Origin of the sequence: Lichenicoccus roseus (assembly GCF_005844085.1) — a bacterium.
In the GTDB taxonomy this organism is placed as follows: domain Bacteria; phylum Pseudomonadota; class Alphaproteobacteria; order Acetobacterales; family Acetobacteraceae; genus Lichenicoccus; species Lichenicoccus roseus.
Genome location: NZ_VCDI01000010.1, coordinates 109289 through 133368, shown reverse-complemented (window position 1 = coordinate 133368; position 24080 = coordinate 109289). Strand labels below are relative to the sequence as shown.

Here is a 24080-nt window from a genome sequence, read left to right as displayed (position 1 = left end):
GGCCTGGCCGGGTTGGCTCAGGCGTCCATCTTGAGGGCGGCGAGGAACGCGGTCTGCGGGATCTCGACCTTGCCGAACTGCCGCATGCGCTTCTTGCCCTCCTTCTGCTTGTCGAGCAGCTTGCGCTTGCGGCTGATGTCGCCGCCATAGCACTTGGCGGTCACGTCCTTGCTCAGCGCGCCGATGGTCTCGCGCGCGATCACCCGCCCGCCGATCGCCGCCTGGATGGCGATCTTGAACAGCTGGCGCGGGATCAGGTCCTTGAGCTTGCCGCAGATCGAGCGTCCGCGGGTCTCGGCGGCACTGCGATGGGCGATGAAGGACAGTGCGTCCACCGGCTCCAGGTTGACCAGGATGGAGATGCGCACCAGGTCGCTCTCCTCGTAGCCGTCCATCGCGTAGTCGAAGCTGGCATAGCCGCGGCTGACCGACTTCAGCCGGTCGTAGAAGTCGAACACGACCTCGTTCAGCGGCAGCCGGTAGACCGCCATCGCCCGGGTGCCGACATAGGTGAGGTCCACCTGCCGCCCGCGACGGTCGTTGCACAGCGTCAACACCGGGCCGAGATACTCGTCGGGCACCATGATGGTGGCGCGGATCCAGGGCTCCTCGATGCTCTCGATCAGGCTGCCGTCCGGCATGTCGGCCGGGTTGTGCAGCTCCTCCTCGGTGCCGTTGGTGCGGTGGATGCGATAGACCACCGAGGGGGCGGTCGCGATCAGGTCGAGGTTGAACTCGCGGGTCAGTCGCTCCTGGATGATCTCCAGGTGCAGCAGTCCGAGGAAGCCGCAGCGATAGCCGAAGCCGAGCGCCGCCGAGGTTTCCGCCTCGAAATGGAAGCTGGCGTCGTTCAGCCGCAGCTTGCCCAGGCTCTCGCGCAGCTTCTCGAAATCGTCGGCGTCGATCGGGAACAGCCCGCACCAGACCACCGGGATCGACGCCTTGAACCCGGGCAACGCCTGGGAGGCGGGCCGGCGGTCGTCGGTGATGGTGTCGCCGATGTTGCAGTCGGCCACCGTCTTGATGGCGGCGTTGATGTAGCCGATCTCGCCGGGGCCCAGATCGTCCAGCGGACGCATCGCCGGGCTGAACACGCCGACCTGCTCGACCGTGTGGGTGGCGCCGTTCGACATCATGCGGATCTTGGAGTGCCGCTTCAGGCGCCCGTTCTTGACCCGCACCAGGATGATCACGCCGAGATAGGCATCGTACCAGCTATCGACCAGCAGCGCCTGCAGCGGGGCATCGGCGTCACCCACCGGCGGCGGCAGGCGGGTGACCAGCGCCTCCAGCACGCCGATGATGTTCAGCCCGGTCTTGGCCGAGATCTCGATGGCGTCGTCGGCGGGGATGCCGACCACCTCCTCGATCTGCTGGCGCACCTGCTCGGGCTCGGCGGCCGGCAGGTCGATCTTGTTAAGCACAGGGACGATCTCGTGGTGCGCGTCGATCGCCTGGTAGACGTTGGCGAGCGTCTGCGCCTCGACCCCCTGGGAGGCGTCCACCACCAGCAGCGAGCCCTCGCAGGCGGCCAGCGACCGGCTCACCTCGTAGGCGAAATCGACATGGCCGGGCGTGTCCATCAGGTTCAGGACGTAGGTCTTGCCGTCCTTGGCCGGGTAGCTGAGCCGGACCGTCTGCGCCTTGATGGTGATGCCGCGCTCGCGCTCGATGTCCATGTTGTCGAGGACCTGGTTGGTCATCTCGCGTTCGGTCAGGCCGCCGCAGGTCTGGATCAGCCGGTCCGCGAGCGTGGACTTGCCGTGGTCGATATGGGCGATGATCGAGAAGTTGCGGATCAGCGAGAGCGGCGTGTCGGTCATGATGCGGGTTCTAGTCGTTTATGGGGGGAAAGTCAGCCGGCGCTACGGTGAAGGCGGCCGGGATGCCGCCATTGAGCGGGAAGCTCGACGCCGTCACGAAGCCGGAATCGTCGCTGGCGAGGTAGGCGATGGTCGCGGCGAACTCCTCCACTGTCCCGAAGCGTCCCATCGGCATGTGGACGAAACGTCGGGCGGCCTCCTCGGGGCCGATGCGGTCGAAGGTCTGCCGGAGCTGCGGCGTCTCGATCGGACCCAGCGCCAGGCTGTTCACCCGCACGCCGCTGCGCGCGAGGTGGACGCCGAGGTCGCGGGACAACTGCTCGACCCCGGCCTTGGCGACGTTGAACGCCATCTGTGCGGACGCGGCGCCCATGCCGGCCAGAAACGATGCGGTGTTGATCACCGAACCCTTCGCCGGCCGGTTGCGCAGCATGACGGGGATGCCGTGCCTGCAGCTGAGCCAGGTGGTGGTGAGGTTGCCGGCCAGCACCGCGTTCCAGGTCTCGAGGCTGGTCGTGAGCGCCGAGTGGTCCGCCTGGTCGATCAGGCCGGCGTTGTTGTGGATGACGTCGATGCGGCCGAGCTCCCGATGGATGCGGGCGTAGGCGGCCTGCACCTGCGCCTCGTCGGCGAGGTCGGCCTGCAGGGCGAGGGTGCCGATGGCGTGCGGGCGACGGTCGATGCCGACGACGATCCCGCCTTCCTCGGCAAGCCGCCGCGCGACGGCTTCGCCCAGGGTGCCGAGGGCGCCGGCCACCACGCAGACGCGATCCTGCAGTCGTGAGCCTCGTCCTGTCATTGCCATCCGCCCGTGACCGGCGGTGATTGTAGGGTGGTCGGCGGCTTAGGCCAGGAGCAGTTGCGGCGATGGCACCGCCTGGCGCTGGTTCGGTCGTGCAGGCGCCGCGAGATCGAGCACCCCGCAGCTGCGCAGGAAGGCGGCGATCCCGTCGAGGGTCGTCGGATCACGAGTGCGATCGGCGGCATCGCCTGCCGGCACCCAGATGATGGTCTGGTAGCGTGCGCGGGTGAGAAGCACGCGGTAGGTGTTGATGCGGTAGGCGATCTTCTCGGCGTCGCGCCGGACCTGCCAGTCGGTGCCGGAGAATGACCGTACGCGCCAGCCGGTCTCGCCCGACATCTCGCCGGGCATGCGGATCAGGTCGGCATCCCAGCACAGGCCGACATGATCCAGTTCCAAGCCCTGCACCGAGAACTGCGTGGCCACCTGCTCGAGGGCGTCGGAGGCCCGCACGTCGGCAGGGTACCGGTCGAGGAACCAGCGGGCGACGGCGTCCGCCTCCATGTGCGGCAACTCGGCGCCAAGTCCCTCCGCACGCAGTCGCCGCGCGCCGGCGCTGCAGATCAGGCCGGCGCGGTGGGTCGGCTCCACTGACCCGCGACAGGCGGACCGCAGCCCGTCGCGCAGCGCGCTCAGGCTGCGGGTCAGTCGGAACGGCACGTCGCCTTCGCGGGTGATGATCGCGCGCGCCGCCCCGGCATCTCCACGCAGGACAGCGTCCACCCAGTCGGGCGCCGCGTTGTGTCGCAACGAGCGGACCGGCACGTTCAGATGCAGCGCCGGCTCCACGACCATTCCGGGCAATGCCGGCAGCCGGTTGCGTGGCTCTGCGGCGGCAAGCGTTGCGGGGGCCGCGAATACCCGCCATTCCGGTCGTATCCGCAGCGCGTCACCCCATTCGGCAAGGCCGCCTTCACCGTCATGGATCTCCTGGCCGTTGCCGATCAGGCAGATCATGGCGGCAAAATCGTCATGCCGGGCCATGATGTCGAGCAGGTGCGCGGGCTCGGACGTGCTCAGCTGCACCGGACGGTCGCGGGTCTTGCCGACCGCCTGCGTCGCGTCCCAGCAGCGCTGCGCCTCGTCGATGACGACGACGCGCTCGGCCGGCACCTCGCCGGTGCGGACATGCAGGTCGCGGAAGGCGGGCAGCGCCTGGATCACGCCCTTGATCCGGTGCGCGGCCGGCGCGCGTTTCTCGCCCTGCGCGATGGCATCACGCACCAGCGCCTCGCGCAGCACATGCACCAGGGTCGGGTTTCCGGTCAGAAAGGCGGCGCCGATGCCGGTCTCGACGGTGAAGGCGGCGTTGAGGCCGCACAGTGTCTTGCCGGCGCCCGGAATGCCGGTGACGAACAGGATGACCTTGCGACGATCCGCGCGCGCGGAGGCCATCAGGGCCGCGATGCGGTCGGTGGTCAGGGTTAGATTGGTCGCATCCGACCTGGCGCTGAGGATCTCGGCCACACCCTGGCGCGAGAACAGGATGCGTGCGGCATCGATCACGTTCGGCACCGGGCGGTACGCGGCAGACTCCCATCCGGGCATGTCCAGCGCGCGTCGATGGTTCGGCAGCAGCCGCGCAAGGTCCTGCAGTAGTCCAGGCAGACTGCCGGGATCCGCATCGAGCACATCGCCGGAGCTGTCGAAGGCGAACGGCAAGGTCTGCGGACCGGCGACGGCTTCGGTCGCAATCAGGATCGGCAGGATCGGGTGGCGACGCGACCCGGCGTGGAAGTCCTGCAGGTCAAGCGCGTAGTCGGCGACCTGCTGCCGGTCCTGGTCGGTGAAGGCCGTAGCGCCGACCTTGAATTCCAGGACGAAGATGCCGGCCGGGGCCAGCAGCACCGCATCGATGCGCCGGCGGAAGCGCGGGATTTCGAACTCCAGCAGCAGACGCCAGCCGCGGCTTTGCGGCAGCGTCAGCAAGGTCTCGCGCAGGATGGCGATCTGGCGCTGCCAGGCGCGCAACTGCGTCGCTTCGTTGATGCGGTGGTGGCGCGTCGCCGCATGCGCCAGCCGTCCCAGCAGGTCAGCCGGCGCCGCGGCAAGAAACAATGCGACGCTATCCGACCACCAGGCGCCGGAGGCAGTCTGTTCGTTCGGAGACACGTGGTTCATCGACGCCGAAGCTAGCAACAAACTCCTTACAGAACCATAACGAAACCTACCCCCGCAGCACCCCGCCGGTCGCCTTGCCAACCGCCGCCACGATCCTCGCGCATACTGCCTCGATCTCCGCATCGGTGAGGCTGCGCTCACGCGGCTGCAGCACGACCTCGATGGCCAGCGACTTCTGCCCCTGCGGCACCTTCTCGCCCTCGTAGACGTCGAACAGGCTGACCTTCGTTATCAGCGTGCGCTCGGCGCCACGGGCAGCCCGCACCACCGCGTCCGCGGTCACCTCGAGTGCCACCAGGAACGCGAAGTCCCGGGTCAGCGGCTGGAACGCCGGCAGGTCCGGGGCCGCTCGACGGCGACGCTTCGGATCCGGCACGACATCGAGGAACAGCTCGAAGCCGGCGGCCGCACCGTCCAGCCCGAGCGCCTTCAGTACCCCCGGATGCAGGTCGCCGAAGCGTGCCAGCACCAGCTTCGGACCTTGCCGCAGCGTGCCGGAGCGGCCCGGATGGTAGTGCGCCGGAGCATCGGCGGTGACGCTCAGTGCCTCCATCGGCACGCCCAGGCTTTCCAGCACGGCAAGCGCATCAGCCTTGGCCTGCCAGACGCTGGCCGGCTCCGGACCCACACCCGGGCGACGCGGTGCCTGCCCGGTGCGCAGCCCGGCGGCGATCAACAACTGGCCACCTTCGCCGAAGCCCGGCCCGATCTCGCACAGCCCGACCGCATCCGCGCCGCGCGCGGCATTGCGACGCGCCGCCAGCGCCAGGCTTGCCAGCGGGGTCGGACGTAGCTGGTCGAGATCGGCGGCGATCGGGTTGAGCAGGCGCAGGCTGTCCGGAATGGCGCCGAAATGCTCGGCCGCGTCGCGCGAGATGAAGGAGAAGCCGACGCACTCGGCGAGCCCGCGCGCCGCCAGCATGCGCCGCGCCACCGCCGTGCGTGCCTGTCGCGGCGTCAGCGACGGCAGCGGCACCGGACCACGCGTGATGAGGCCAGGCGGCGGCAGCGTCACCGGCGGCACCGCATCGAGGCCGCGCAGCCGCAGCACCTCCTCGATCAGGTCGCACTCCGCTTCGATCACCGACACCGTATCGACACCGAGCCGGCGGGCCGGATCGAGATCCGGCGCCGCATCCAGCACCGAAGGCATCGCGATGTCGTTGCGCCAGGACGGCACGTCGAGGAGCACGCTGGCCGCATCGCGCGCACGCACCGCGAAGCCCAGCGCCTCCAGCGATGCGACCGCGTCGTCCGGCGCCACCTCCAGCCCGCCCAGCCCGGCGATGCGCTCGAACCGCAGCCGCGCCTCGCGCTGCCAGGCGGGGGGCTCGCCGGCCACCACCACCTCGCTGGCCTCGCCGCCGCACAGCTCCAGGATCATCCGCGTCGCCGCCTCCAGCGCCGCCACCGGGAGTGCCGGGTCGAGGCCACGCTCGAAGCGCTGCCGTGCGTCGGAATTGATCGCGTGCCGGCGGCCGGCCAGCGCTACCCGGATGGGATCGAACAACGCGCACTCGATGAACACGCTGGTGGTCGTCTCGGAGACACCGGTGGCCTCGCCACCCATGATGCCGGCGAACGACTGCACGCCGGCATCGTCGGCGATCACGCAATCCTCCGGACCCGCGATGTAGTCGCGCCCGTCGAGCGCCCGCAGGGTTTCGCCGGCGCCCCGGCAGATCACCAGCTCGCTGCCCGAGAGCTTGCCGGCGTCGAACACGTGCAGCGGCCGGCCGAGGTCGAAGGTGAAGAAGTTGGTGATGTCGACCAGCGCCGAGATCGGGCGCAGGCCGATCGCCACCAGCCGCTCGCGCAGCCAGTCCGGGCTGGGGCCGTTGCGCAGGGCGCGCACGGTGCGCCCAAGGACGTACGGACAAGCCTCGGGATAATCGATGCGCCAGCCAACCGGCGACGGGAACAGGCCCTCGACGGTCTGGGCCAGCCACGGCCGCAGCCGTCCCAGCCCGGCCGCCGCGAGATCGCGCGCGATGCCGCGTATGGCCAGCGCGTCGCCACGGTTCGGCGTGATGGCGATCTCGATCACCGGGTCATCGAGGCCGGCGAAGTTGGCGTAGCTCTGGCCGGGCGTGGTGTTGTCCGGCAGCTCGGCGATGCCGTCATGCTCCTCGCCGAGCCCGAGCTCACGCAGCGAGCACAGCATGCCGTGGCTCTCGACGCCGCGGATCGAGCCGACCTTGAGCGTGGCGCCGGTGGCGGGGATGACGCTGCCTGGAGGTGCGAAGATCACCGAGATACCGGCGCGGGCGTTCGGCGCGCCGCACACCACCTGCACCAGGTCGTCGCCCTCCGGCCCGATGCCGCCTTCACCCGTGTCGCGCCCGATATCGACGCGGCAGATGCGCAACCGGTCGGCATTCGGATGCTGGTCGGCGGCGACGATGCGCGCGGTGCGGAACGGTGCCAAAGCCGCGCCACGGTCGGTGACGCCTTCCACCTCGAGGCCGATTCGGTTCAGCGCCGCCAGGATCTCGGCCTGGGTCGCCGTCGTGTCGAGATGGTCGCGCAGCCAGGACAGGGTGAACTTCATCGCCTACAGGCCCTCGTGCAGCAGGGCGGGCAGCAGCGGCGAGGAGCCGTAGTGCCGCAGCCAGCGTATGTCGCTCTCGTAGAAGGAGCGCAGGTCGGGAATGCCGTTCTTCAGCATGGTCAGCCGCTCGATGCCCATGCCGAATGCAAAGCCGGTGAACTCGCGCGGGTCGATGCCGCAGTTCGCCAGCACGCGCGGATGCACCATGCCGCTGCCCAGCACCTCCAGCCAGTCGGAGCCGCCGCCGATCTCGCCGGAGCGCCGGTCCCAGCCGATATCGATCTCCATCGAGGGCTCGGTGAACGGGAAGTACGAGGCGCGGAACCGCACCGGCAACGTCGGCTGGTCGAAATAGGCGCGCAGGAACTCGATCACGCAGCCCTTGAGATGGCCGAGCGTGATGCCGCGATCCACCACCAGCCCCTCGCATTGGTGGAACATCGGCGAGTGGGTGGCATCGTGATCGGCGCGGTAGGTGCGACCCGGCACGATCACCCGGATCGGCGGCGCCTGGTTCAGCATGGTTCGGATCTGCACCGGCGAGGTCTGCGTGCGCAGCAGGCGGGTGGCCTCACCCTCGGGCGTCGGCAGATAGAAGGTGTCGTGGTCGGTGCGCGCCGGATGGTGCGACGGCGTGTTGAGCGCCGAGAAGTTATGCCAGTCGGTTTCGATGTCCGGCCCTTCCGCGAGCTGGAACCCCATGGCGCCGAAGATCGCCACCATCTCCTCGATGGTGCGGCTGATCGGGTGGATCGAGCCGCCACCGCCCGTCGGCACCGGCAGCGTGACGTCGACGCGCTCGCTGGCCAGCCTCGCATTCAGCGCCTCGGCCTCGAGCGACCTGCCGCGTGCCTCGATCGCCAGCGTCAGCTCGTCGCGCAACCGGTTCAGCGCGGCGCCCCGGATGCGCCGCTCTTCTGGCGCCGCGCGGCCCAGCTCCTTCAGCAGTCCGGTCAGCCGGCCGGACTTGCCGAGCGTCGCCACCCTCACCGCATCCCAGGCCCGCAGATCGCCTGCTGCGTCGAGGGCGATGAGCGTCTCCTGCCGCAGGGCGTCCAAATCATCCGACATCGGCGGCTCCCAACGAAAACGGGCCGTCCTTCGCAGGACGGCCCGTCATTAGCAAGATCAGGTGGTAGGGGTCAGGCGAGCGCGCCCTGCACCTTCTTCACGATCTCCGCGAACGCGGCGCTGTCGTCGAACGCGATCGAGGCCAGCACCTTGCGGTCGATCTCGATGCCGGCCTTGTGCAGGCCGTTGATGAATACGCTGTAGGTCATGCCGTGCTCGCGGACGGCGGCATTGATGCGCTGGATCCACAGGCCGCGGAACTCGCGCTTCTTGTTGCGACGATCCCGGTAGGCATACTGCAGCGACTTCTCGAGCCGCTCGAGCGCGATCCGGTAGTTCGTCGACGACCGGCCGACGAAGCCCTTCGACTGGTCGAGAACCTTCTTGTGACGGGCGTGGGTGGTAACGCCCCGCTTGACGCGTGCCATGGCTCAGATGCTCCTCATACCAGCCCGTAGGGGGCCCACTGCTTCACCGTCTTGCCGTCCATCTCGGTCAGCGTCTGGGAGCCGCGGTTGGTCCGCTTCATCTTCTGCGGGCGGTTGATCAGGCCGTGGCGCTTGTTGCCGGGGCCTGCGAGCACCTTGCCGGTCGCGGTGATCTTGAACCGCTTCTTGACCGACGACTTGGTCTTCATCTTGGGCATTTGCATCTCCTTCTGGAATGCTGCCTCGTGATGCCGCGATGACATGACGATGCCGGTCCGTGGTGAGGCCGGGCAGCCGTCGCGGCCGGGCATGCCCATTCCAGGCCCGGACGCGCGATCGAGGGCGGGTGTATAGACGCCCGCCGCCGCCGGGACAAGGGCATCCCGCCGCGACAGGGGGGCTCGATTGGACCGCCGCCTGATTGACCAACCATCGCAAAACGTGGAAGTTCGGTCATCCGGTGAAAATCATACGGAAACGTTTGTAGAATAGGACATTCATGGCCTTGCGAAGCCTGTCCGGCGTTCTCGCCATGGTGCTGGCGATCGGAACCCTGAGCGGCGCCGGTGCGCGGGCCGCCGACCTCTCGCTGCTCAACGTCAGCTACGATCCGACCCGAGAACTGTACAAGGACGTGAACCAGGCATTCGCCGCCCAGTGGAAGGCGAAATCGGGCCAGACCGTCGAAATCAAGACCTCGCACGGCGGCTCCGGCGCGCAGGCGCGCGCGGTGATGGACGGGCTGCAGGCGGACGTGGTGACCCTCGGCCTTGCCTGGGACATCGACGTGCTGACCCAGCGCCACCTGCTCGCCGCCGACTGGGAGGGCAGGCTGCCGAACCATTCGGTGCCCTACACCAGCACGGTGGTGTTCCTGGTCCGGCACGGCAATCCCAAGCACCTGGCCGGATGGACCGACCTTGTCCGCGACGGCGTCGAGGTGATCACCCCGAACCCGAAGACCAGCAGCGGCGGACGCTGGAGCTATCTCGCCGCCTACACCTGGGCGTTGCACCAGCCAGGCGCCAGCGAGGCCAGCGCCGAGTCCTACCTGGGCAAGCTGTACAAGCATGTGCCGGTGCTCGACACCGGCGCGCGCGGCGCCACCAACACATTCGTGCAGCGTGGCGAGGGGGACGTGCTGCTGGCCTGGGAGGACGAGGCGCTGCTGGCCGCGCACGATGTCGGCGACGGCCAGTTCGACGTCGTCTATCCGGCGAGCAGCATCAAGGCGGAGCCGCCGGTGGCCTGGGTCGACAGCGTGACCGACAAGAAGCGCACCGGCGCGGTGGCGCAGGCCTATCTGCGGTTCCTGTTCAACCACCAGGGCCAGGAGCTGGCGGCGAAGCACCACTACCGGCCGATCGATCCGGCGGTGTTCGCCGAGCACAAGGCCGACTTCCCGGCGATCAAGGTCTATGACGTCGCCTCCCTCGGTGGCTGGCCGGCAGTGCAGGCCAAGCATTTCGCCGATGGCGGCGTGTTCGACAGCATCTACTCGGCCGGCAAGTGACCCTCGCGAGCCCAGCCCCGCCCAGGCCGGGCCCGCTCGCAACCAGCTTCGAACCGGTGCCCGGACGGCCGCGGCACGTACCGCCGGCCGGTCCTGGCAAGGGCCACGGGCCGACGGTGATCCCGGGCTACCGCCTGTCGCTCGGCATCACGATCGCCTGGGTCTCGCTGTTGGTGCTGCTGCCGCTGGCGGCACTGGCGGCGCGGCCGTGGGAGCACGGCGCCGGCTGGCTCTGGCATTCGCTGACGCAGGAACGCGCGCTGGCAGCACTCCGGCTGTCGTTCGGCACCGCTTTCCTCGCCGCTTCCCTCTGCACCGTGGCTGGCCTGCTGCTGGCCTGGACCATCGCGCGGGTACGGCCGGCCGGCTGGCGGTTGCTCGACGCCATCATCGACCTGCCGTTCGCGCTGCCGACCGCGGTGGCCGGCATCACGCTGGCGACTCTGTATGGCCGGCATGGCTGGGTCGGCGCGCCGCTGGCCGGTGCCGGCATCAAGGTCGCCTACACCCAGGCCGGCATCATGATCGCCCTGGTGTTCGTCGGCCTGCCGTTCGTGGTGCGCAGCACGCTGCCGGTGCTGAACGACCTGCCGCATGAGCTGGAGGAGGCGGCGCAGACGCTCGGCGCGCGGCCTGGCCAGATCGCATTGCGGGTGCTGCTGCCCGCCATCCTGCCGGCGCTGGTGACCGGCTTCGGACTGGCCTTCGCGCGCGGCGTCGGCGAGTACGGCAGCGTCATCTTCATCGCCGGCAACCGGCCGCTGGTCTCCGAGATCGCGCCGCTGCTGATCGTGATCCGGCTGCAGCAGTTCGACTATGCCGGCGCCGCCGCGATCGGGCTGGTGATGCTGCTCGGCGCCGCGCTGATCCTGGTGGCGCTGAGCCTGGTGCGCGCGCTGCTGCCGGCGATGGCCGGCGCCCGGCAGCCGCTATGAGCCTGCGTATACGCGCCACCCGCTGGCTGCTCGGCTCGGCGGCCTGGATCGTCGCCATTCTGCTGCTGGTGCTGCCGCTGGTCTCGCTGTTCGGCGAGGCGCTCAGGCACGGTCTCGGCGCCGCGCTCGCCACCCTCGACGACCCGGACGCGCTCTCGGCGATCGAGCTGAGCCTGCTGGTGGTGGCGATCTGCGTGCCGGTCAACACCGTCTGCGGCATCTTCGCCGCCTACCTGCTGACCAAGTACGAATTCAGCGGACGCGGCGTGATCCTGGTGCTGATCGAGTTGCCGCTGTCGGTATCGCCGGTGGTGGCCGGCCTGGTCTGGGTGCTGCTGTTCGGTGGCCGCGGCTGGTTCGGGCCGATGCTCACCCACAACCACGTCCAGATCACCTTCGCCCTGCCGGGCATCCTGCTCGCCACGCTGTTCGTGACCTTCCCGTTCGTGGTGCGCACCGTCATGCCGGTGCTCGATGCCCGCGGTCGCGAGGGCGAGGAGGCCGCGACCATGCTCGGCGCCGGCTTCTGGGACATCTTTCTTCGTGTCACGCTGCCCGGCATCGGCTGGGCCCTGCTGTCCGGCGTCCTGCTCTGCGCCGCGCGGGCGCTCGGCGAATTCGGCGCCGTCTCGGTAGTCTCCGGCCATATCCCCGGGGTGACCGAGACGGTGCCGCTGCGCATCGAGACCCTCTACAACGACTACCAGGGGGTGGCGGCGTTCACGCTGGCGGCGCTGCTGGCGCTGGCGTCCGGACTGGCGGTCGGCCTGCGCGGCATGCTGGAATGGCAGCACCGGGCTACCGGCGCGCCGCGGGGGAATGCGGCATGAAGGACTTCGTCATGCAGGCAAGCGGCGTCGAACTGGCGGGGATCAACTGCCTGTTCGGCCAGACGCCGGCGATCCGCGACATCGATCTCATGGTGCCGAAGGGCGAGTTCCTGGCGCTGGTCGGGCCGTCCGGGGCCGGCAAGACCACCCTGCTGCGGGTGATCGCAGGCCTTGAGCCCGGCTATACCGGCAGGCTCTCGATCGGCACGCGCGATGTCACCCGGGTGCCGGCACGCGAGCGCAACATCGGCTTCGTGTTCCAGAGCTACGCGCTGTTCGGCCATATGAGCGTGAAGGAGAACGTGGCGTTCGGGCTGCGGGTGCGACCGTGGCGACGCCGCCCGGCGCGGCACGTCATCGCCCAGCGTGTGCGCGAGCTGCTCGAACTGGTGCAGGTGGCGCATCTGGCCAATCGGCGGCCCGGGCAGCTCTCCGGCGGCCAGCGCCAGCGTGTGGCGCTGGCCCGCGCGCTGGCCATCGAGCCCGAGCTGCTGCTGCTCGACGAGCCGTTCGGCGCGCTCGACCCGCTGGTGCGCAAGGACATCCGCAGCTGGCTGCGCGGCCTGCATGACCGGCTCGGTCTTACCAGCATCCTGGTGACGCACGACCAGGGCGAGGCGATCGAGGTGGCCGACCGCATCGCGTTGCTGCGCGACGGCGCGCTGGAGCAGGTCGGCACTCCGGAACAGCTCGACCGGCATCCGGTGAATGCGTTCGTGCATCAGTTCCTCGGCGAGAGCGTGCGCTTCGAGGCGACGGTGCGGGACGGACGCGCGATCCCACACCTGCTGGAAGCGTCTGCGATCCCGGTGGCGCTTCCGGACGGGCCGGCGGTGATTTCGATCCGGCCATACGAGATCGGGTTGCGCGGTGGCGAGGGCGCCGGGACGGTGTTGTTCGCACGACGGATCGGCGCCTTCACCCGCTACGAGATCGACATCTCCGGCCGCGTGATCGAGGCGCTGGCACCGGCGATCGACGTGCCGCTCAGCCCGGGTGCGCGCTGCACGCTCGATCTCTCGCGAGCGCACGTGTTCGGTGTCGCAGCCTAACGGTAGCGCGGGCGTCACACAGGTGATTAGGAGCCGGCGTTATTGCGTGAGGATGACCTGAGCCGGTCCCGAACTTGAGGCAAGATTGCTGGGGACGCAATTCACGGTAAAGTTGGCATCCTTGTAGTTGTAGTCGTCATAGCCAAAGCCGCCCATGTCGTTCCAAGCGTACGTCTCCGGCGTATCGTAGAGCTGCAGGCACGTAGGTGCCGCATTCGCCTGGGTAGAGCAGGCGCCGTTGATCGTAAGGTTGTTCTGGTAAACGCCCGTCCCCGAGGCGGTAACGCAGGGACGCGCCGGGCACGGGTTTAGGTTGCCCTCGTTCGCGACGAAAGGCGGGGTGGTAGGAACGCTTCCTATATTTGTGGTAGTGATCTGTTTCTTCCCAGAGCAGGAAGCGCTGGTGCCGACGCCGTTGTAGTAGTAGTTGCCCTGATTGGCGTAGCCCAGGCCTGCATAGTTGCTCACGACTGGCGCGCTCGAAAAGAAGTAGTGATAGCTGTTTTGCGTGCCGCCATATGCATTGGTGCCATCAGGAGTGACGGCACCGGTCTGGTTGAGCATCGCGAAGCCGATCCTCTGATCTGGACCCGCAACGATTGTCTTCGGAACGCTGTTAGTGTAGAACATAGGATCGGCGGGATTGTTGGTAAACAATTCAGTATAAGCTGAAACGTTAAGCGGTGGGAGGCCGTTCGCGCCGACGAGGTAGTAGTAGATCGTGTTAGCGTCGGCGGCGCCGCTCTTGAACCCTCCAAACGTCACCTTGATTGCGTAGCCTGGTCCTTGTGCCACGGCGGTGACGTTCACCGGCATTGAAGTTTGGAACATCCCCAAAAGCGTTGTATTCAGCGCTGCCGATGCCGTTACGATTACCGTTGTACTGTTTGGCACAGCGACGGTGGGTGCGCCGACCGAGGCGCTGTTGGCGATCGTGGCGACCCCCTTGTTAAAATAGCTGGTCGCGATGCTGATGGCATTGGCGTTGCTGGAACTCAGGTTCAGCGTGCTCGCACCCGCCAGCGCCGCGTCATCCGCTATGCTTTGCAGCGATGCCTTGAGCATTGCCTCGCGCGAGTAATCCGTCGCCATCCCGGCCGCCAGAATGAGCGGCGTCAGCAGCAGTGCAGCCAGGACCGCGACCGCGCCTTCGCGCGATCTTGAAAAGCTGCGGATCAGATGACGAAGACGGTCAATCATCGGGACGGATCTGCTTCAGCAGTTGCCTGTCGGGGCGGTCAGCGGCGACGAGACGCCGGCGATCGTCGCGAAATTGCGGGGCCGGCCATAGGCAACGTGCGACAGCGCGTAGCTGGATGGCAGGATGTAGTGGGTGACGGCACTGTAGCTGTAGCCCACCTGAACCACGATCACGCTGTCGTTGGCTAGTCCAAGTCCGCTGGCGAGCGTGCAGGCAGTGGCGACCGGCATCGCCGCGGCGCCGCCCAGGTCAACCTGCCACGTAAGCTGCGAGGCATTTCCGCTGCCGTCGAACGTGACGTTCGCGATCGTGGCGACGAGCGGAGTGGTCGCGCTGTTGAACGGTGCCATCACCAGCTGCCCAGCCTGGTAGGCGTTGGTGACGCTCAGGACGGTAGCCGTCCCCTGGCCGGCGACGATGTTCTCGATCGCCTGGCTGGCCAAGGTGAGCTTGTTCGATACCCGGATCAGCTGCGTGACCTCGACGACGCCGAAGAACATGATCAGCATAACCGGTGCAGTAAGTGCCAGCTCCAGGGAGGCTACGCCACGGCGGTCCGGCAGCAGTTGACGTGGGTTGTTCATGACGAGGATGCAAATGGTTCGTTCTGGAAAGCCTGCGTGGACATCAGCTGCCAGCCGGTCCCGGCGATCCTCTGGATCCATGGCGTCATGTACGGCCGGTTATAGACGACCTCCACCGTCACGAACTGTCCGCCGGTGCCGGAGTTGAAGGTTGCCGCGCCCACCGTCGCCGTCAGGCTGGTGGCAACCACGTTAGCGGGAAATCCGACCGAGCTGGCCTGGACATTGAACTGCAGCTGAGCGCAGTCGAAGAACGAGGTGATTTCGCTGCATAGCTGGGCCTGGAAGGCGGGAGCTGTCGTGATGTTTCCGATCATGACCTGCCGCGACGCGTCGCGGGTCGCGTTGTCCAGCACCGACTGCGCGAACAGCATCATCCCGTCTTCCAAGATCGCAAAGATCAGGGTCAGCATGACCGGGCCAGCAATCGCGAATTCGAGTGCGGTAGCAGCGCGCCGACACCCGAGCAGCCGGCGCAGACTACGTCGCATGGTTAAGCAGCTGCGGCGTCAGCGGTCGGTCGCGCAGCTCCTGGTAGGCTACGATCGCAGCGCGTGCCTGGTCCGGCGACATCTGCGTCAGCAGCACGCGCTGCGCATCGTCGGTACGTCCGTCCATCACCAGCGCTACCGCAAGATCCTGCCGCACGCGTGCCGTCGCGTCAGGCTCGCTCGCGATCGGCTGCAGGATCTGCACGGCGGCCGCGGCGTCGTTGCTCATCGCAAGCGACAGGCCAAGATCGACCTTTGCCGCGATGTTGTCGCCGCCCAGGGCGACCACCTGGCGATACTCGCCCTGCGCCGCCCCGTGCTGGCCGAGCAGGTCGAGTGCCACGCCGCGATCGGTGCGCGCGGCGCGGTTCTGCGGATCGACCGCCAGCACGCGATCCAGCCGGCGCAGCGCCTGCTCGGGATCCTCGGCGAGAGCCGTCCGGCACAGGCCCAGCATCGCCGCCTCCGAAGCCGGCCGCAGCGCGAGCGCCTTCGAATAGCTTGCGTTGGCGTGCTCATTGTCACCGAGCGCGTAGTAGGCGTCGCCCTGCCGCTCCAGTGCGTTGACGTCACCCGGGTTGCGCGCCAGCACGGCCTGGCTGACGTTCAGCGCCAGCTGGGGCGAACCGTCGGCCAGCGCGGTGTCGGCGAGGCCGAGGCTGATCGTAGCCGGCTGGTGCCGGTCCGAGGTGCAGGCGGCAAGGCCGAGCAGGCCAAGCAGCGAAACCAGTAGAGGGGCGGTCGGGCCGGTTTTCATCGTCATCAATGCCTGAATTTTGCCATGACCTGGACCGCGATCGGTCCGGCCACGATGAGGAACACGCAGGGAAGGATGAACAGGATCATCGGCACGGTCAGCAGGACCGGCAGACGCGCTGCCTTCTCCTCGTAGCGGGTGAGGGTTTCCTGGCGCAGCTCGGTGGCCAGCGTGCGCAACGCCACGCTGAGCGGCGTGCCGTACTGGATGGTCTGCACCAGCGTTCCGCCGAGCCGGCGCAGCGCCGGCAGGCCGGTGCGTGCACCCATGTTGGTGAGCGCCACGCGGCTGTCCGAGATCATGTTCAGCTCGCCCGAGGTGATGGAGAGCTCTTCCGCAAGCTTCGGATGCGCATGCACGATCTCTATGCTCACCCTCCGGATCGCGGCTTCGAGTGCCAGGCCCGCCTCGGCGCAGATGATCATCATGTCGAGCGCGTCGGCGAGACCGCGCTCCACCGCCTTCAGGTACTTCTGGCGTATGTTCCGGATCACGAAGTCCGGCAACAGCAGGCCGACCACGCCGGCGCCGGCAACGCAGGCGATATGAAGCAACGACTTCATATGCACGTTGTGGAGCAGCAGGTAGGCCACCAGCGGCATCGCCACCATCAGCAGCAGCTTCGAACCGACGAACAGCCCGAGACCATTGGCCCCCCTGAAACCGCCCGCCTGCAAGGTACGCTCGAGTTCGGTGACGGTGCCCTTGGACAGCAGGCCGGCACGCACCACTGCGAAACCCAGGCTCGCGACAGATTCCGCAAGCGGCGGCGCCTTGGCGCGCCTGGCCTGGCTCTCCGCGGTGACGCCCTCGATCTGCTGCGCCTCCAGCAGACGCTGCCTGATGCGCTTGTGGCGCCGCATTATCGTCATCACCGGGATGGCGCACAGCGGCACCAGGAACAGCACCATGCCGACGATACCGAACAGCAGGGTCTCGTTCACGACAGGCTCTTCTGGATCAGCAGGCGCATGACGAACATGCCGCCGCCGAGCAGGAGCAGCGTCAGGCCAAGGATCACGTGGCCGGAATGGGTATCGAGCAGCTGGTCAGCGTAGGCCGGGTTCATGAACATCAGCGCGATGAACAGCAGGACCGGCAGGGCGCTGAGCACGTTGGCGCTGGTGCGTGCCTCCGCCGCCAGCGCGTAGCCGCGCGCGCGCGCCGCAACCCGCTTGCGTATCACGTCGGCAAGGTTGTCGAGCGTCTCGCTGAGATTGCCGCCGGTCTGGCCCTGCAGCGTGAGCGCGGTGGCGAAGAAGCGATATTCCGGCAGGCCGTTGCGCTCCGCCATGCCGCGCAACGCCTCGTCGAGCGGCAGGCCGATCGCCATCTGGTCGGCGAGACGCGCGAACTCCACGGCGGTGGGCGCCTCGTTCTCGCGCGCCACCGCACGGACCGCCTCGCTGATCGGAATGCCCACGCGCACGGCACGCACGATCATGGCGAGCGCATCCGGAAACTGCTTGAACAGCGTGTCCGCCCGGCGCTGGTGGAAGCGGCCGAACAGCAGGCGGCTGAACATGATGCACAGGAAAGGCAGCGCCGGCAGTGCGATCCAGCCGACGATCATCCTGAGCATCCAGTCGGCGAGGCAGCCGATGATGGAGGCGATGCCGATCAGGATAAGCGGACGCGCCGGGTAGAGGTCGAGCCGTGCCGCGTTGAAGCCGAAGATGCGCGGATAGCGGTCGGCCGCGGTGGCCGCCGGCGCGTCGGTGGAAATGCGCGCGCTGACCGCGGCGCCGGGATCGTCGCGCCGGCGTTTCGCATAGGGGTCGAGCGCTTTCGAGAAGCGCCGCTTCAGCCGGCGCCGACGTTCGCGCTGCTGGTTGAGCAGGAACAGGCAGATGCCCACCACCGAGAGCAGCAGGAACGCCAGCGGCAGCAGGTAGGCGTTCATAGCGCGGCTGATTCGCCCAGGGCTGCGATCCAGGCGCGGTCGAGGCCGAAGTAGGCAAGGCGCTGCTGGCAGTTCGGCCGCGTCAGGCTGGTCTTGTAGCGGCCGATCAGCTTGCCGTTCTGGTCTTCGCCGACCAGTTCGAGCTGGAACACGTCGTTGAGGATGACGACCTCGCCTTCCATGCCGCAGACCTCGGTGACCTGCGTCACCCGGCGGCCGCCGTCGCGCTGGCGCTCGACCTGCACGATGAGGTCGACGGCGGAGGCGATCTGCTGGCGTATGGCGCGTGACGGCAGGCCGGTATTGCCCATCTGCACCATGTTCTCGATACGCGTCAGCGCGTCGCGCGTGGTGTTGGCGTGCACCGTCGACATCGAGCCGTCATGGCCGGTGTTCATCGCCTGCAGCATGTCGAACGCCTCGCCCGAACGCACCTCGCCGATGATCACCCGGTCCGGACGCATGCGCAGCGCGTTGCGAACGAGGTCGCGCTGGGTGATCTCGCCGCGTCCCTCCAGGCTCGCGGGGCGGGTCTCGAGGCGTACCACGTGCGGCTGCTGCAACTGCAGCTCGGCGGCGTCCTCGATGGTCACCACGCGTTCGCCGACATCGATCATGCGCGAGATCGCGTTCATCATCGTGGTCTTGCCGGAGCCGGTGCCGCCGGAGATCACGATGTTGAGCCGCGCCCGACCGGCAATTTCCAGGACCCGCGCGACCGGTGCGGTCAGCGCCCCGTAACCGATCAGCTTGGCGAAATCGATCGGCTTCTTGCTGAACTTACGTATCGAGATGTACGGCCCGTCCAGCGCAAGCGGCTGCAGCACGATATTGACGCGGCTGCCGTCCTTCAGGCGGGCGTCCACCGTCGGGCTGCTCTCGTCGACACGCCTTCCGACGCCTGACGCGATGCGCTGGCAGATGTTGGTGACGTGCGCCGCATCGCGGAACCGCACGTCGCTGAGCACCACCTTGCCGCCGCGTTCCACGAATACTTTTTCGGGGCCGTTCACCATGATGTCGGCGATGGTGTCGTCGGCCAGCAGCGGCTGCAGCGGGCCGAGGCCGAGCATGTCGTCGATCAGCTCCTCGGCGAGCTTGCGCTGCTCGCGGCCGTTGAGCTGCAGCCGGTGCGAGCTTGCGATCTCCGAGACCAGCCGCTCCATCTCGGTGGCGAGGCGGTGCTGCGGGATCTTGGCGACTGCGGCCGGATCGACCCGGCCCAGGCACAGGGTACGCAGCTCGCGCAGCGCCGCGGTGGGCGAGGGGGTGCCGGGCGTGGACGGCAGCGGCTGCGCCTTCAGCGGCGCCTGCGTCAGCACGGTCGGCGCTGGTTCGGGCGGCAGCACCTGCTCGGCCGCCGCCGGGTTGGCCGGGATGGCGGGCGGTGCGGACGGCAGGGCCCCGGAGGGTGCCGGCTCCGGCGTGTCGAGCGGCTCGTCGATCGGCTCCGGCGGCAGCCGCTCCAGCGTGTCGTAATCCTGCTGCTCCGCAGGCGGGGCCGGTGCCGGTCCTTCCAGCAGCGGGCCGGTGCGTCGTCCGAAGGTGCGGGCCGCGAGGCTCATGCTGCCCGCCCGAACAGCCGCAGCTTCGGCAGCATGCCCTGCTTGGTCTCGGTCTGCGTCGATGCGCGGGCCTTGGAACTGTCGAGCAGGCGCTCGAACGCCGCCTGCCGCGCCAGCTCGATGATGCCGGCCCGGAAAGCGCCCTTCATCGCGGAGGCCGGCTCGCCGATGGTGGCGGCGGCGGAGATCTGCTTCGGCAGGTCGTTGATGACCACGTCCGGCGCCATCTTCAGCGCGTCCTCGACCTGGCGCCGGGTCAGGCCCCCATTCTGGCCCAGGCGGTTCAGCACGACGATGGCGCGCCGCGACTGGTTCTGGCTGTTCGGCAGCGACATCAGGCGCAGCGTGTCGCGGATCGAGCTCAGGCTCGGCTCCATCACCAGGATGCGCTGGTGCGCCAGCGCCATCAGGTCGCGATAGAGCGGCGACGGCCGGAACGGCACGTCCGCGACCACGAAGCCGTAGCGCCGCTGCAGCAGCTGCGTGAGGCGGGTCGCGGCGTTCGGCGAGTAGTTCAGGTCATCGGTCATGCGGCAGGCGCCGGCCAGCACATGCAGGCGCTCGGCCTGCGGCGAATTCTCGATCGGCTGCGCGGCGCGCTCGACGAACAGCTCGTCGAGCCGGTCGGGATTTTCCAGCGCGGTGCGCAGGCCGCCGGTCGCCTTGCTGTTCAGCAGCATGGCCATGTTGCCCATGTGCAGGTCGGGATCGAGCAGTGCGGTATGGCGGCGCATGTCGACCGCGAAATGCCAGGCGAGATGCACCGCGATCGTGGTCGCGCCGGTGCCGCCGCGCACGCCGGTCACCGTGACCATGCGGCCGCCCTGGATGATCTCGTGATTGGCGGTCTGGCCGGCCAGCAGCGGCGCGAAATGCCGCGACACCATGTCGCGGCTGAGCGGCTTCGGCAGATATTCGGCGCTGCCCAGCCCGCGGGTGACCTGGCGGTAGAAATCGACGTCGCGCGGGTCGCCGGTGACCAGCACCTGGACCTCGGGCTCGATGATGTCGGCAAGCGACGCCAGCGCAGTCAGCGGGTGCGCTTCACCGGAGACGTCGATGATCAGGGTGCGCGGGGTTGCGATCTTGCGCATCGCGGCCATTGCGCCCTTCACGCCACCGCGCCGGACGTCGAGCGTCATGCCCACCACTTCCGCGAGGCCCTCGCGCAGCGCGTTCTCGGTATCGCCGTCGGTGACGAAGGCGATCATCGCGGCACGGTCGTGCCGGGTTGGTTCGGAGGAGCCGGCGCCGCTCACGATCCGCCTCCGGCAAGGCTGGAGGTCGGGTCGATGGTGAGTTTCCTGGCCTTGTCCTGGTGCAGCCGGTCGACCGCGGCGGCGTCCAGCGTGCCGTCGGAGCCGGCGTCGCCGTGGCCCGCGATGAAGTCGGACTTGTTGGTCGCCTCGACCTTGAGGTTGGCATCGTTCACTCCCTCGGCCTGCCAGGTGCCGGGGCGCTGATACGGGTCGCCGCAGGCGGCCAGCAGCCCCAGGAGTGCCAGGTTGAGCGCGAGCGCAAGCGCATGTCGGGAGGGTCTCATTGCACGACAAATCCTGCATCGCCCGGAACGGTCACATCGGAGCTGCCGCCACGCTGGCGCAGCAGCAGGACGCGCTCGATATCGTTCGGCGGCTTGTAGCGGGCGCCCGGGGTCTGCAACGCATCGGGGTCGTTCACCGAGCCCACGATGTACGGCGTGACGATGATCACCAGCTCGGTCTGGTTGTGCGTGTAGCTGTCGGAGCGGAACAGCGCGCCGAGGACGGGCACGTCGCCGAGGCCGGGCAGCGCGTTGTTGGCCTGGGTGGTATTGTCCTGCAACAGCCCGGCGATGGCGAAGCTCTGGCCCGAGCCGAGCTCGAGCGTGGTCTCGGCGCGCCGCACAGTGAGGGCCGGGATCTGCAGGCTGCCGGAGCCCTGCGAGAGCGTGACGGCGCCGTTTGCCGCGGTTGTGGCGAGGGCGCTGACCTCGGGCCGCACATGCAGGCTGATCCGCCCGGAGCTCAGCACCGTCGGTACGAAGGAGAGCGAGACGCCGTATTGCTGGTAGGTGATGGTTATCGCGTTGCTGGACGAACCGCCCTGCGCCACCGGCACCGGATACTCGCCGCCGACCAGGAAGCTCGCACTCTCGCCGCTGCGCGCGGTGAGGTTCGGCTCCGCCAGCACGCGCACCAGGTTATCCTGCGACAGCGCCTCGAGCACGGTGTCGACGGTGAGGTGCCTGCCGCTGAAAAGTCCCGTGAGGGTCGGGGCGACGCCATTGGAGGTCGCGAAACTGATTGCGTACTTGCCGATCTGGCCCATCGCCTGCCAGTCGATGCCGAGCTCACGTGTGACCTGTCGGTCCATCTCGGTGATGCGAACCTTCAGGCCGACGGTGACGGAACTGGCGACGTTCATCTGGTTGTTGACGGTCTGGCCGGCCGAGACGTAGCTGCGCGCGATATCCAGTGCCTCCTGGGCATCGGCGGAGGTGGCGACGTCGCCGCTGATGGTGACGCCGGTGGGGCTCGGCGTCAGGGTGAGATGGGCATTGGGAAGGGCCCGCGTGATGGCGGCCTGGGCGCTGGCGGCGCCAAAGCTGCCGGGCACGACGGTGATCTCGTACTGGCCGACCGGGTGCCCGGAGGCATCGAGTGCCGCGACGGTCGTGCGGCCCGGGATCAGCCCGAACACGAACAAGGCCGACGCACTCGCGGGGCGTACCTGCAAGATCTTCGGATCGGCTACGAAGACATTCGCGGCAATCCCGGCGATGGCCATGACGCGCCCGGTGCCGGCCTCGATGGAGATGCTGTGCTGTCCCGGCTGGCCGCCCTGGTCGGAAGGCATCGCCATGTTGCCGGATCCGTCGTGACGGGCGGGCGCCAGATCAAGCGGGTCGGCGGCAGCCGGACGCGCCAGCATTCCGGTCGCCACGAGCCCGACGGCGGCGGCAACGCCGCGGCGGATGGTTTCATTGCGAAGGTCCATCAGAACTGGAAATCCTTCTCGCCGCTGGAGTCATACACACGCACCGCGCTTATCGCGCCGTGCAGGTCGGTGGGGGCGTTCAGGCTGTGCATGACATCCCCCGCCCGGACCGGCGGCGGTGGTGCGCGGCCGGGGAGGTCGGCACGCGCCAGGGCGATGCCGCTGCCGGCCGAAGTCTCCGCCGGCCGGAGCGCCAGGGCGATCTTGCCGATCTTGAGCGCCAGCACGAGATGCTCGGCCTCCAGCGGGGTGACTTCCAGCGTCAGCCCCCCGGGACCCACCGGCAGGCCAGGCTGCGAGGCTTTCTTGTCGACGGTCGCGCGCTGCACCAGCTGCTGGTCGACCGACAGGATGCGGACATTCGTCAGCACGGTTTCCGCCAGGATCTTGCGGGCCAGCGCGAGCTTGCTGCCGGATATTTCTTCCTGCACGTCGGTGAGGATGATGTCGACCCGGTCGCCAGGTGACAGCAGCGCGGTATCGCCCGCGATCTGTTCGGAGCCCACCATGATCGCGCGCATGCCGGGAGCGAGGATGGCGGCGACGAAGCCGTGCTCACCGGGGAGGATGACGTCGGCCGAGGTCAGGGTCTGCGCCGCCGTCAGCGAGTGGCGCACCAGGGCGCCGTTCAGCGACGCCCGGTTGGCCTTGGTGTCGAGTTCGACGTTAGCCGGCAGGGTAGCCTTCTCCAGCGTGGCGGTGGTGACGTCGTCCGGGTGGAGGAAGCTGCCGCCTTGCAGGTTGCTTGCCGCGACCAGCACGGAGGCGGTGACCGGCGGCGGTGGCGGCGCGACGCGGGCGGTGGCCATGACCGGCGGCGGTGGTGGCGGCAGGTGGGTGGCCCGCCAGGTGACGGCGCCGAACCCTGCCAGCCCGATCGCCATCAGGGCGAACAGCGCGATACGCAATAGCATGGTTCAGCCCTCCAGCAGGACGAAAGCGGCGCCGGCGGCGATGGCGGACGCGTAGGGCAGCGAGAAACCCCGCGATATGCGGTATTGCTCGATGCGCAGCAGGCGCCCGGGCAGCCGTTGCGGGCGGCGGATGGATGGGGTGCCGACCAGCACCCTCAGGCCGAGGTAGAGCAGGCCCAGAATTCCCCCGGCAAACGCAATGCAGACCACCAACCCGGGCACCATGCGTGGCGGCACCAGCAACGCTGCTGCAGCCAGCAGCTTGACGTCGCCGCCACCCATCAGTCCGGCCCGCCAGCAGCAGGCGGCAACCATGAAGACCACTATCGCCGCGATGAAGGTGGCAACGCCGACGCCGGCCACCGCCTGCAGCAAAAGCCCATCGATCGCCAGCAGGATCGAGAGCCGGTTGGAAACCCGCCGCGTGGCGATGTCGCCAGCCGCTGCGGCCATCAGCAACAAGATCGCGACAGCAATGGCGATATCCGAAATCATCGCATGCATGGCCAGGTAGTCGTAACGATCTTTCTTGGAACCATGCCGATGGAACCTTGCAGCTC

The 24080-nt window shown here is 68.3% G+C and carries 23 protein-coding genes; 4 read left to right on the top strand and 19 right to left on the bottom strand.

What is annotated here, in order from left to right; translation table 11 throughout:
• Nucleotides 1–17 precede the first annotated feature (17 nt).
• The 7 genes from lepA to rpmI all read right to left on the bottom strand — a co-directional run bounded on the left by lepA (nucleotide 18) and on the right by rpmI (nucleotide 9014).
• A complete protein-coding gene (gene lepA / locus FE263_RS20100) occupies nucleotides 18–1823 on the bottom strand; it encodes a translation elongation factor 4 (RefSeq protein WP_138327826.1) in 1806 nt (601 codons plus the stop codon).
• A 10-nt stretch (nucleotides 1824–1833) separates the two neighbouring features.
• A complete protein-coding gene (locus tag FE263_RS20095) occupies nucleotides 1834–2622 on the bottom strand; it encodes an SDR family oxidoreductase (RefSeq protein ID WP_138327825.1) in 789 nt (262 codons plus the stop codon).
• A gap of 45 nt (nucleotides 2623–2667) precedes the next feature.
• Nucleotides 2668–4746, bottom strand: coding sequence for a DNA/RNA helicase domain-containing protein (locus FE263_RS20090; RefSeq protein ID WP_138327824.1), 2079 nt, complete (start codon nucleotides 4744–4746; stop codon nucleotides 2668–2670).
• 46 nt (nucleotides 4747–4792) lie between these two features.
• Nucleotides 4793–7297, bottom strand: coding sequence for a phenylalanine--tRNA ligase subunit beta (gene pheT / locus FE263_RS20085; protein WP_138327823.1), 2505 nt, complete (start codon nucleotides 7295–7297; stop codon nucleotides 4793–4795).
• A gap of 3 nt (nucleotides 7298–7300) precedes the next feature.
• Entirely contained in the window at nucleotides 7301–8368 is a 1068-nt protein-coding gene (gene pheS / locus FE263_RS20080; RefSeq protein ID WP_138327822.1) for a phenylalanine--tRNA ligase subunit alpha, read from the bottom strand.
• Nucleotides 8369–8439: 71 nt separating this feature from the next.
• Nucleotides 8440–8796: a 50S ribosomal protein L20 gene (gene rplT, locus FE263_RS20075; RefSeq protein WP_138327821.1), complete on the bottom strand. Its 357-nt coding sequence runs from the start codon at nucleotides 8794–8796 to the stop codon at nucleotides 8440–8442.
• A 14-nt stretch (nucleotides 8797–8810) separates the two neighbouring features.
• Nucleotides 8811–9014 carry a 50S ribosomal protein L35 gene (gene rpmI / locus FE263_RS20070; protein ID WP_138327846.1) on the bottom strand — a complete coding sequence of 68 codons (204 nt, stop codon included), beginning with the start codon at nucleotides 9012–9014 and terminating at the stop codon, nucleotides 8811–8813.
• A 281-nt stretch (nucleotides 9015–9295) separates the two neighbouring features.
• Here rpmI and FE263_RS20065 point away from each other — a divergent pair, with 281 nt between their 5' ends.
• The 4 genes from FE263_RS20065 to FE263_RS20050 all read left to right on the top strand — a co-directional run bounded on the left by FE263_RS20065 (nucleotide 9296) and on the right by FE263_RS20050 (nucleotide 13126).
• Nucleotides 9296–10309 (top strand): sulfate ABC transporter substrate-binding protein, encoded by a 1014-nt coding sequence (locus FE263_RS20065; RefSeq protein WP_138327820.1) that lies wholly within the window; start codon nucleotides 9296–9298, stop codon nucleotides 10307–10309.
• A gap of 116 nt (nucleotides 10310–10425) precedes the next feature.
• A complete protein-coding gene (gene cysT, locus FE263_RS20060) occupies nucleotides 10426–11244 on the top strand; it encodes a sulfate ABC transporter permease subunit CysT (protein WP_138327845.1) in 819 nt (272 codons plus the stop codon).
• The gene (locus FE263_RS20055) at nucleotides 11241–12074 is read left to right on the top strand and encodes a sulfate ABC transporter permease (RefSeq protein ID WP_138327819.1); all 834 of its coding nucleotides are present in this window, start codon (nucleotides 11241–11243) and stop codon (nucleotides 12072–12074) included. The genes cysT and FE263_RS20055 overlap by 4 nt, the downstream gene beginning before the upstream one ends.
• The gene (locus tag FE263_RS20050; protein ID WP_240759972.1) at nucleotides 12071–13126 is read left to right on the top strand and encodes an ABC transporter ATP-binding protein; all 1056 of its coding nucleotides are present in this window, start codon (nucleotides 12071–12073) and stop codon (nucleotides 13124–13126) included. The genes FE263_RS20055 and FE263_RS20050 overlap by 4 nt, the downstream gene beginning before the upstream one ends.
• Nucleotides 13127–13165: 39 nt before the next feature.
• On the opposite strand, the gene FE263_RS20045 is transcribed toward FE263_RS20050, so the two are convergent.
• The 12 genes from FE263_RS20045 to FE263_RS19995 are packed head-to-tail and all read right to left on the bottom strand — an operon-like array spanning nucleotide 13166 to nucleotide 24015.
• Nucleotides 13166–14326: a pilus assembly protein TadG-related protein gene (locus tag FE263_RS20045; RefSeq protein WP_138327818.1), complete on the bottom strand. Its 1161-nt coding sequence runs from the start codon at nucleotides 14324–14326 to the stop codon at nucleotides 13166–13168.
• A 15-nt stretch (nucleotides 14327–14341) separates the two neighbouring features.
• Nucleotides 14342–14911 (bottom strand): TadE/TadG family type IV pilus assembly protein, encoded by a 570-nt coding sequence (locus tag FE263_RS20040; protein WP_171034247.1) that lies wholly within the window; start codon nucleotides 14909–14911, stop codon nucleotides 14342–14344.
• On the bottom strand, nucleotides 14908–15402 hold the full coding sequence (locus tag FE263_RS20035) for a TadE/TadG family type IV pilus assembly protein (protein ID WP_138327816.1): 495 nt from the start codon (nucleotides 15400–15402) through the stop codon (nucleotides 14908–14910). Before FE263_RS20035 ends, FE263_RS20040 begins: the two co-directional genes overlap by 4 nt.
• Nucleotides 15392–16165, bottom strand: coding sequence for a tetratricopeptide repeat protein (locus FE263_RS20030; RefSeq protein ID WP_138327815.1), 774 nt, complete (start codon nucleotides 16163–16165; stop codon nucleotides 15392–15394). The genes FE263_RS20035 and FE263_RS20030 overlap by 11 nt, the downstream gene beginning before the upstream one ends.
• Nucleotides 16165–17103 (bottom strand): type II secretion system F family protein, encoded by a 939-nt coding sequence (locus tag FE263_RS20025; RefSeq protein WP_138327814.1) that lies wholly within the window; start codon nucleotides 17101–17103, stop codon nucleotides 16165–16167. Before FE263_RS20025 ends, FE263_RS20030 begins: the two co-directional genes overlap by 1 nt.
• On the bottom strand, nucleotides 17100–18062 hold the full coding sequence (locus FE263_RS20020) for a type II secretion system F family protein (RefSeq protein WP_138327813.1): 963 nt from the start codon (nucleotides 18060–18062) through the stop codon (nucleotides 17100–17102). The genes FE263_RS20025 and FE263_RS20020 overlap by 4 nt, the downstream gene beginning before the upstream one ends.
• Nucleotides 18059–19627, bottom strand: coding sequence for a CpaF family protein (locus FE263_RS20015; RefSeq protein ID WP_138327812.1), 1569 nt, complete (start codon nucleotides 19625–19627; stop codon nucleotides 18059–18061). Before FE263_RS20015 ends, FE263_RS20020 begins: the two co-directional genes overlap by 4 nt.
• A complete protein-coding gene (locus tag FE263_RS20010; RefSeq protein ID WP_171034245.1) occupies nucleotides 19624–20886 on the bottom strand; it encodes an AAA family ATPase in 1263 nt (420 codons plus the stop codon). The genes FE263_RS20015 and FE263_RS20010 overlap by 4 nt, the downstream gene beginning before the upstream one ends.
• Nucleotides 20883–21170, bottom strand: coding sequence for a hypothetical protein (locus FE263_RS22285; RefSeq protein ID WP_171034244.1), 288 nt, complete (start codon nucleotides 21168–21170; stop codon nucleotides 20883–20885). The genes FE263_RS20010 and FE263_RS22285 overlap by 4 nt, the downstream gene beginning before the upstream one ends.
• Nucleotides 21167–22606 (bottom strand): type II and III secretion system protein family protein, encoded by a 1440-nt coding sequence (locus FE263_RS20005; RefSeq protein ID WP_138327810.1) that lies wholly within the window; start codon nucleotides 22604–22606, stop codon nucleotides 21167–21169. Before FE263_RS20005 ends, FE263_RS22285 begins: the two co-directional genes overlap by 4 nt.
• The gene (gene cpaB / locus FE263_RS20000) at nucleotides 22606–23520 is read right to left on the bottom strand and encodes a Flp pilus assembly protein CpaB (RefSeq protein ID WP_138327809.1); all 915 of its coding nucleotides are present in this window, start codon (nucleotides 23518–23520) and stop codon (nucleotides 22606–22608) included. The genes FE263_RS20005 and cpaB overlap by 1 nt, the downstream gene beginning before the upstream one ends.
• 3 nt (nucleotides 23521–23523) lie before the next feature.
• Complete coding sequence (locus FE263_RS19995) at nucleotides 23524–24015, bottom strand: prepilin peptidase (protein WP_276611242.1); 492 nt, start codon at nucleotides 24013–24015, stop codon at nucleotides 23524–23526.
• Nucleotides 24016–24080: the final 65 nt, after the last annotated feature.

Coding starts and splice junctions, on each gene's coding strand:
- pheS (WP_138327822.1), bottom strand. CDS start 8,368: ATGTCGGATGATTTGGACGCCCTGCGGCAGGAGACGCTCATCGCCCTC.
- rpmI (WP_138327846.1), bottom strand. CDS start 9,014: ATGCCCAAGATGAAGACCAAGTCGTCGGTCAAGAAGCGGTTCAAGATC.
- FE263_RS20055 (WP_138327819.1), top strand. CDS start 11,241: ATGAGCCTGCGTATACGCGCCACCCGCTGGCTGCTCGGCTCGGCGGCC.
- FE263_RS20020 (WP_138327813.1), bottom strand. CDS start 18,062: ATGAACGCCTACCTGCTGCCGCTGGCGTTCCTGCTGCTCTCGGTGGTG.
- FE263_RS19995 (WP_276611242.1), bottom strand. CDS start 24,015: ATGATTTCGGATATCGCCATTGCTGTCGCGATCTTGTTGCTGATGGCC.
- lepA (WP_138327826.1), bottom strand. CDS start 1,823: ATGACCGACACGCCGCTCTCGCTGATCCGCAACTTCTCGATCATCGCC.
- FE263_RS20015 (WP_138327812.1), bottom strand. CDS start 19,627: ATGAGCCTCGCGGCCCGCACCTTCGGACGACGCACCGGCCCGCTGCTG.
- FE263_RS20005 (WP_138327810.1), bottom strand. CDS start 22,606: ATGGACCTTCGCAATGAAACCATCCGCCGCGGCGTTGCCGCCGCCGTC.
- FE263_RS20040 (WP_171034247.1), bottom strand. CDS start 14,911: ATGAACAACCCACGTCAACTGCTGCCGGACCGCCGTGGCGTAGCCTCC.
- pheT (WP_138327823.1), bottom strand. CDS start 7,297: ATGAAGTTCACCCTGTCCTGGCTGCGCGACCATCTCGACACGACGGCG.
- FE263_RS20095 (WP_138327825.1), bottom strand. CDS start 2,622: ATGACAGGACGAGGCTCACGACTGCAGGATCGCGTCTGCGTGGTGGCC.
- FE263_RS22285 (WP_171034244.1), bottom strand. CDS start 21,170: ATGAGACCCTCCCGACATGCGCTTGCGCTCGCGCTCAACCTGGCACTC.
- FE263_RS20090 (WP_138327824.1), bottom strand. CDS start 4,746: ATGAACCACGTGTCTCCGAACGAACAGACTGCCTCCGGCGCCTGGTGG.
- FE263_RS20030 (WP_138327815.1), bottom strand. CDS start 16,165: ATGACGATGAAAACCGGCCCGACCGCCCCTCTACTGGTTTCGCTGCTT.
- rplT (WP_138327821.1), bottom strand. CDS start 8,796: ATGGCACGCGTCAAGCGGGGCGTTACCACCCACGCCCGTCACAAGAAG.
- FE263_RS20065 (WP_138327820.1), top strand. CDS start 9,296: ATGGCCTTGCGAAGCCTGTCCGGCGTTCTCGCCATGGTGCTGGCGATC.
- cpaB (WP_138327809.1), bottom strand. CDS start 23,520: ATGCTATTGCGTATCGCGCTGTTCGCCCTGATGGCGATCGGGCTGGCA.
- FE263_RS20035 (WP_138327816.1), bottom strand. CDS start 15,402: ATGCGACGTAGTCTGCGCCGGCTGCTCGGGTGTCGGCGCGCTGCTACC.
- FE263_RS20045 (WP_138327818.1), bottom strand. CDS start 14,326: ATGATTGACCGTCTTCGTCATCTGATCCGCAGCTTTTCAAGATCGCGC.
- FE263_RS20050 (WP_240759972.1), top strand. CDS start 12,071: ATGAAGGACTTCGTCATGCAGGCAAGCGGCGTCGAACTGGCGGGGATC.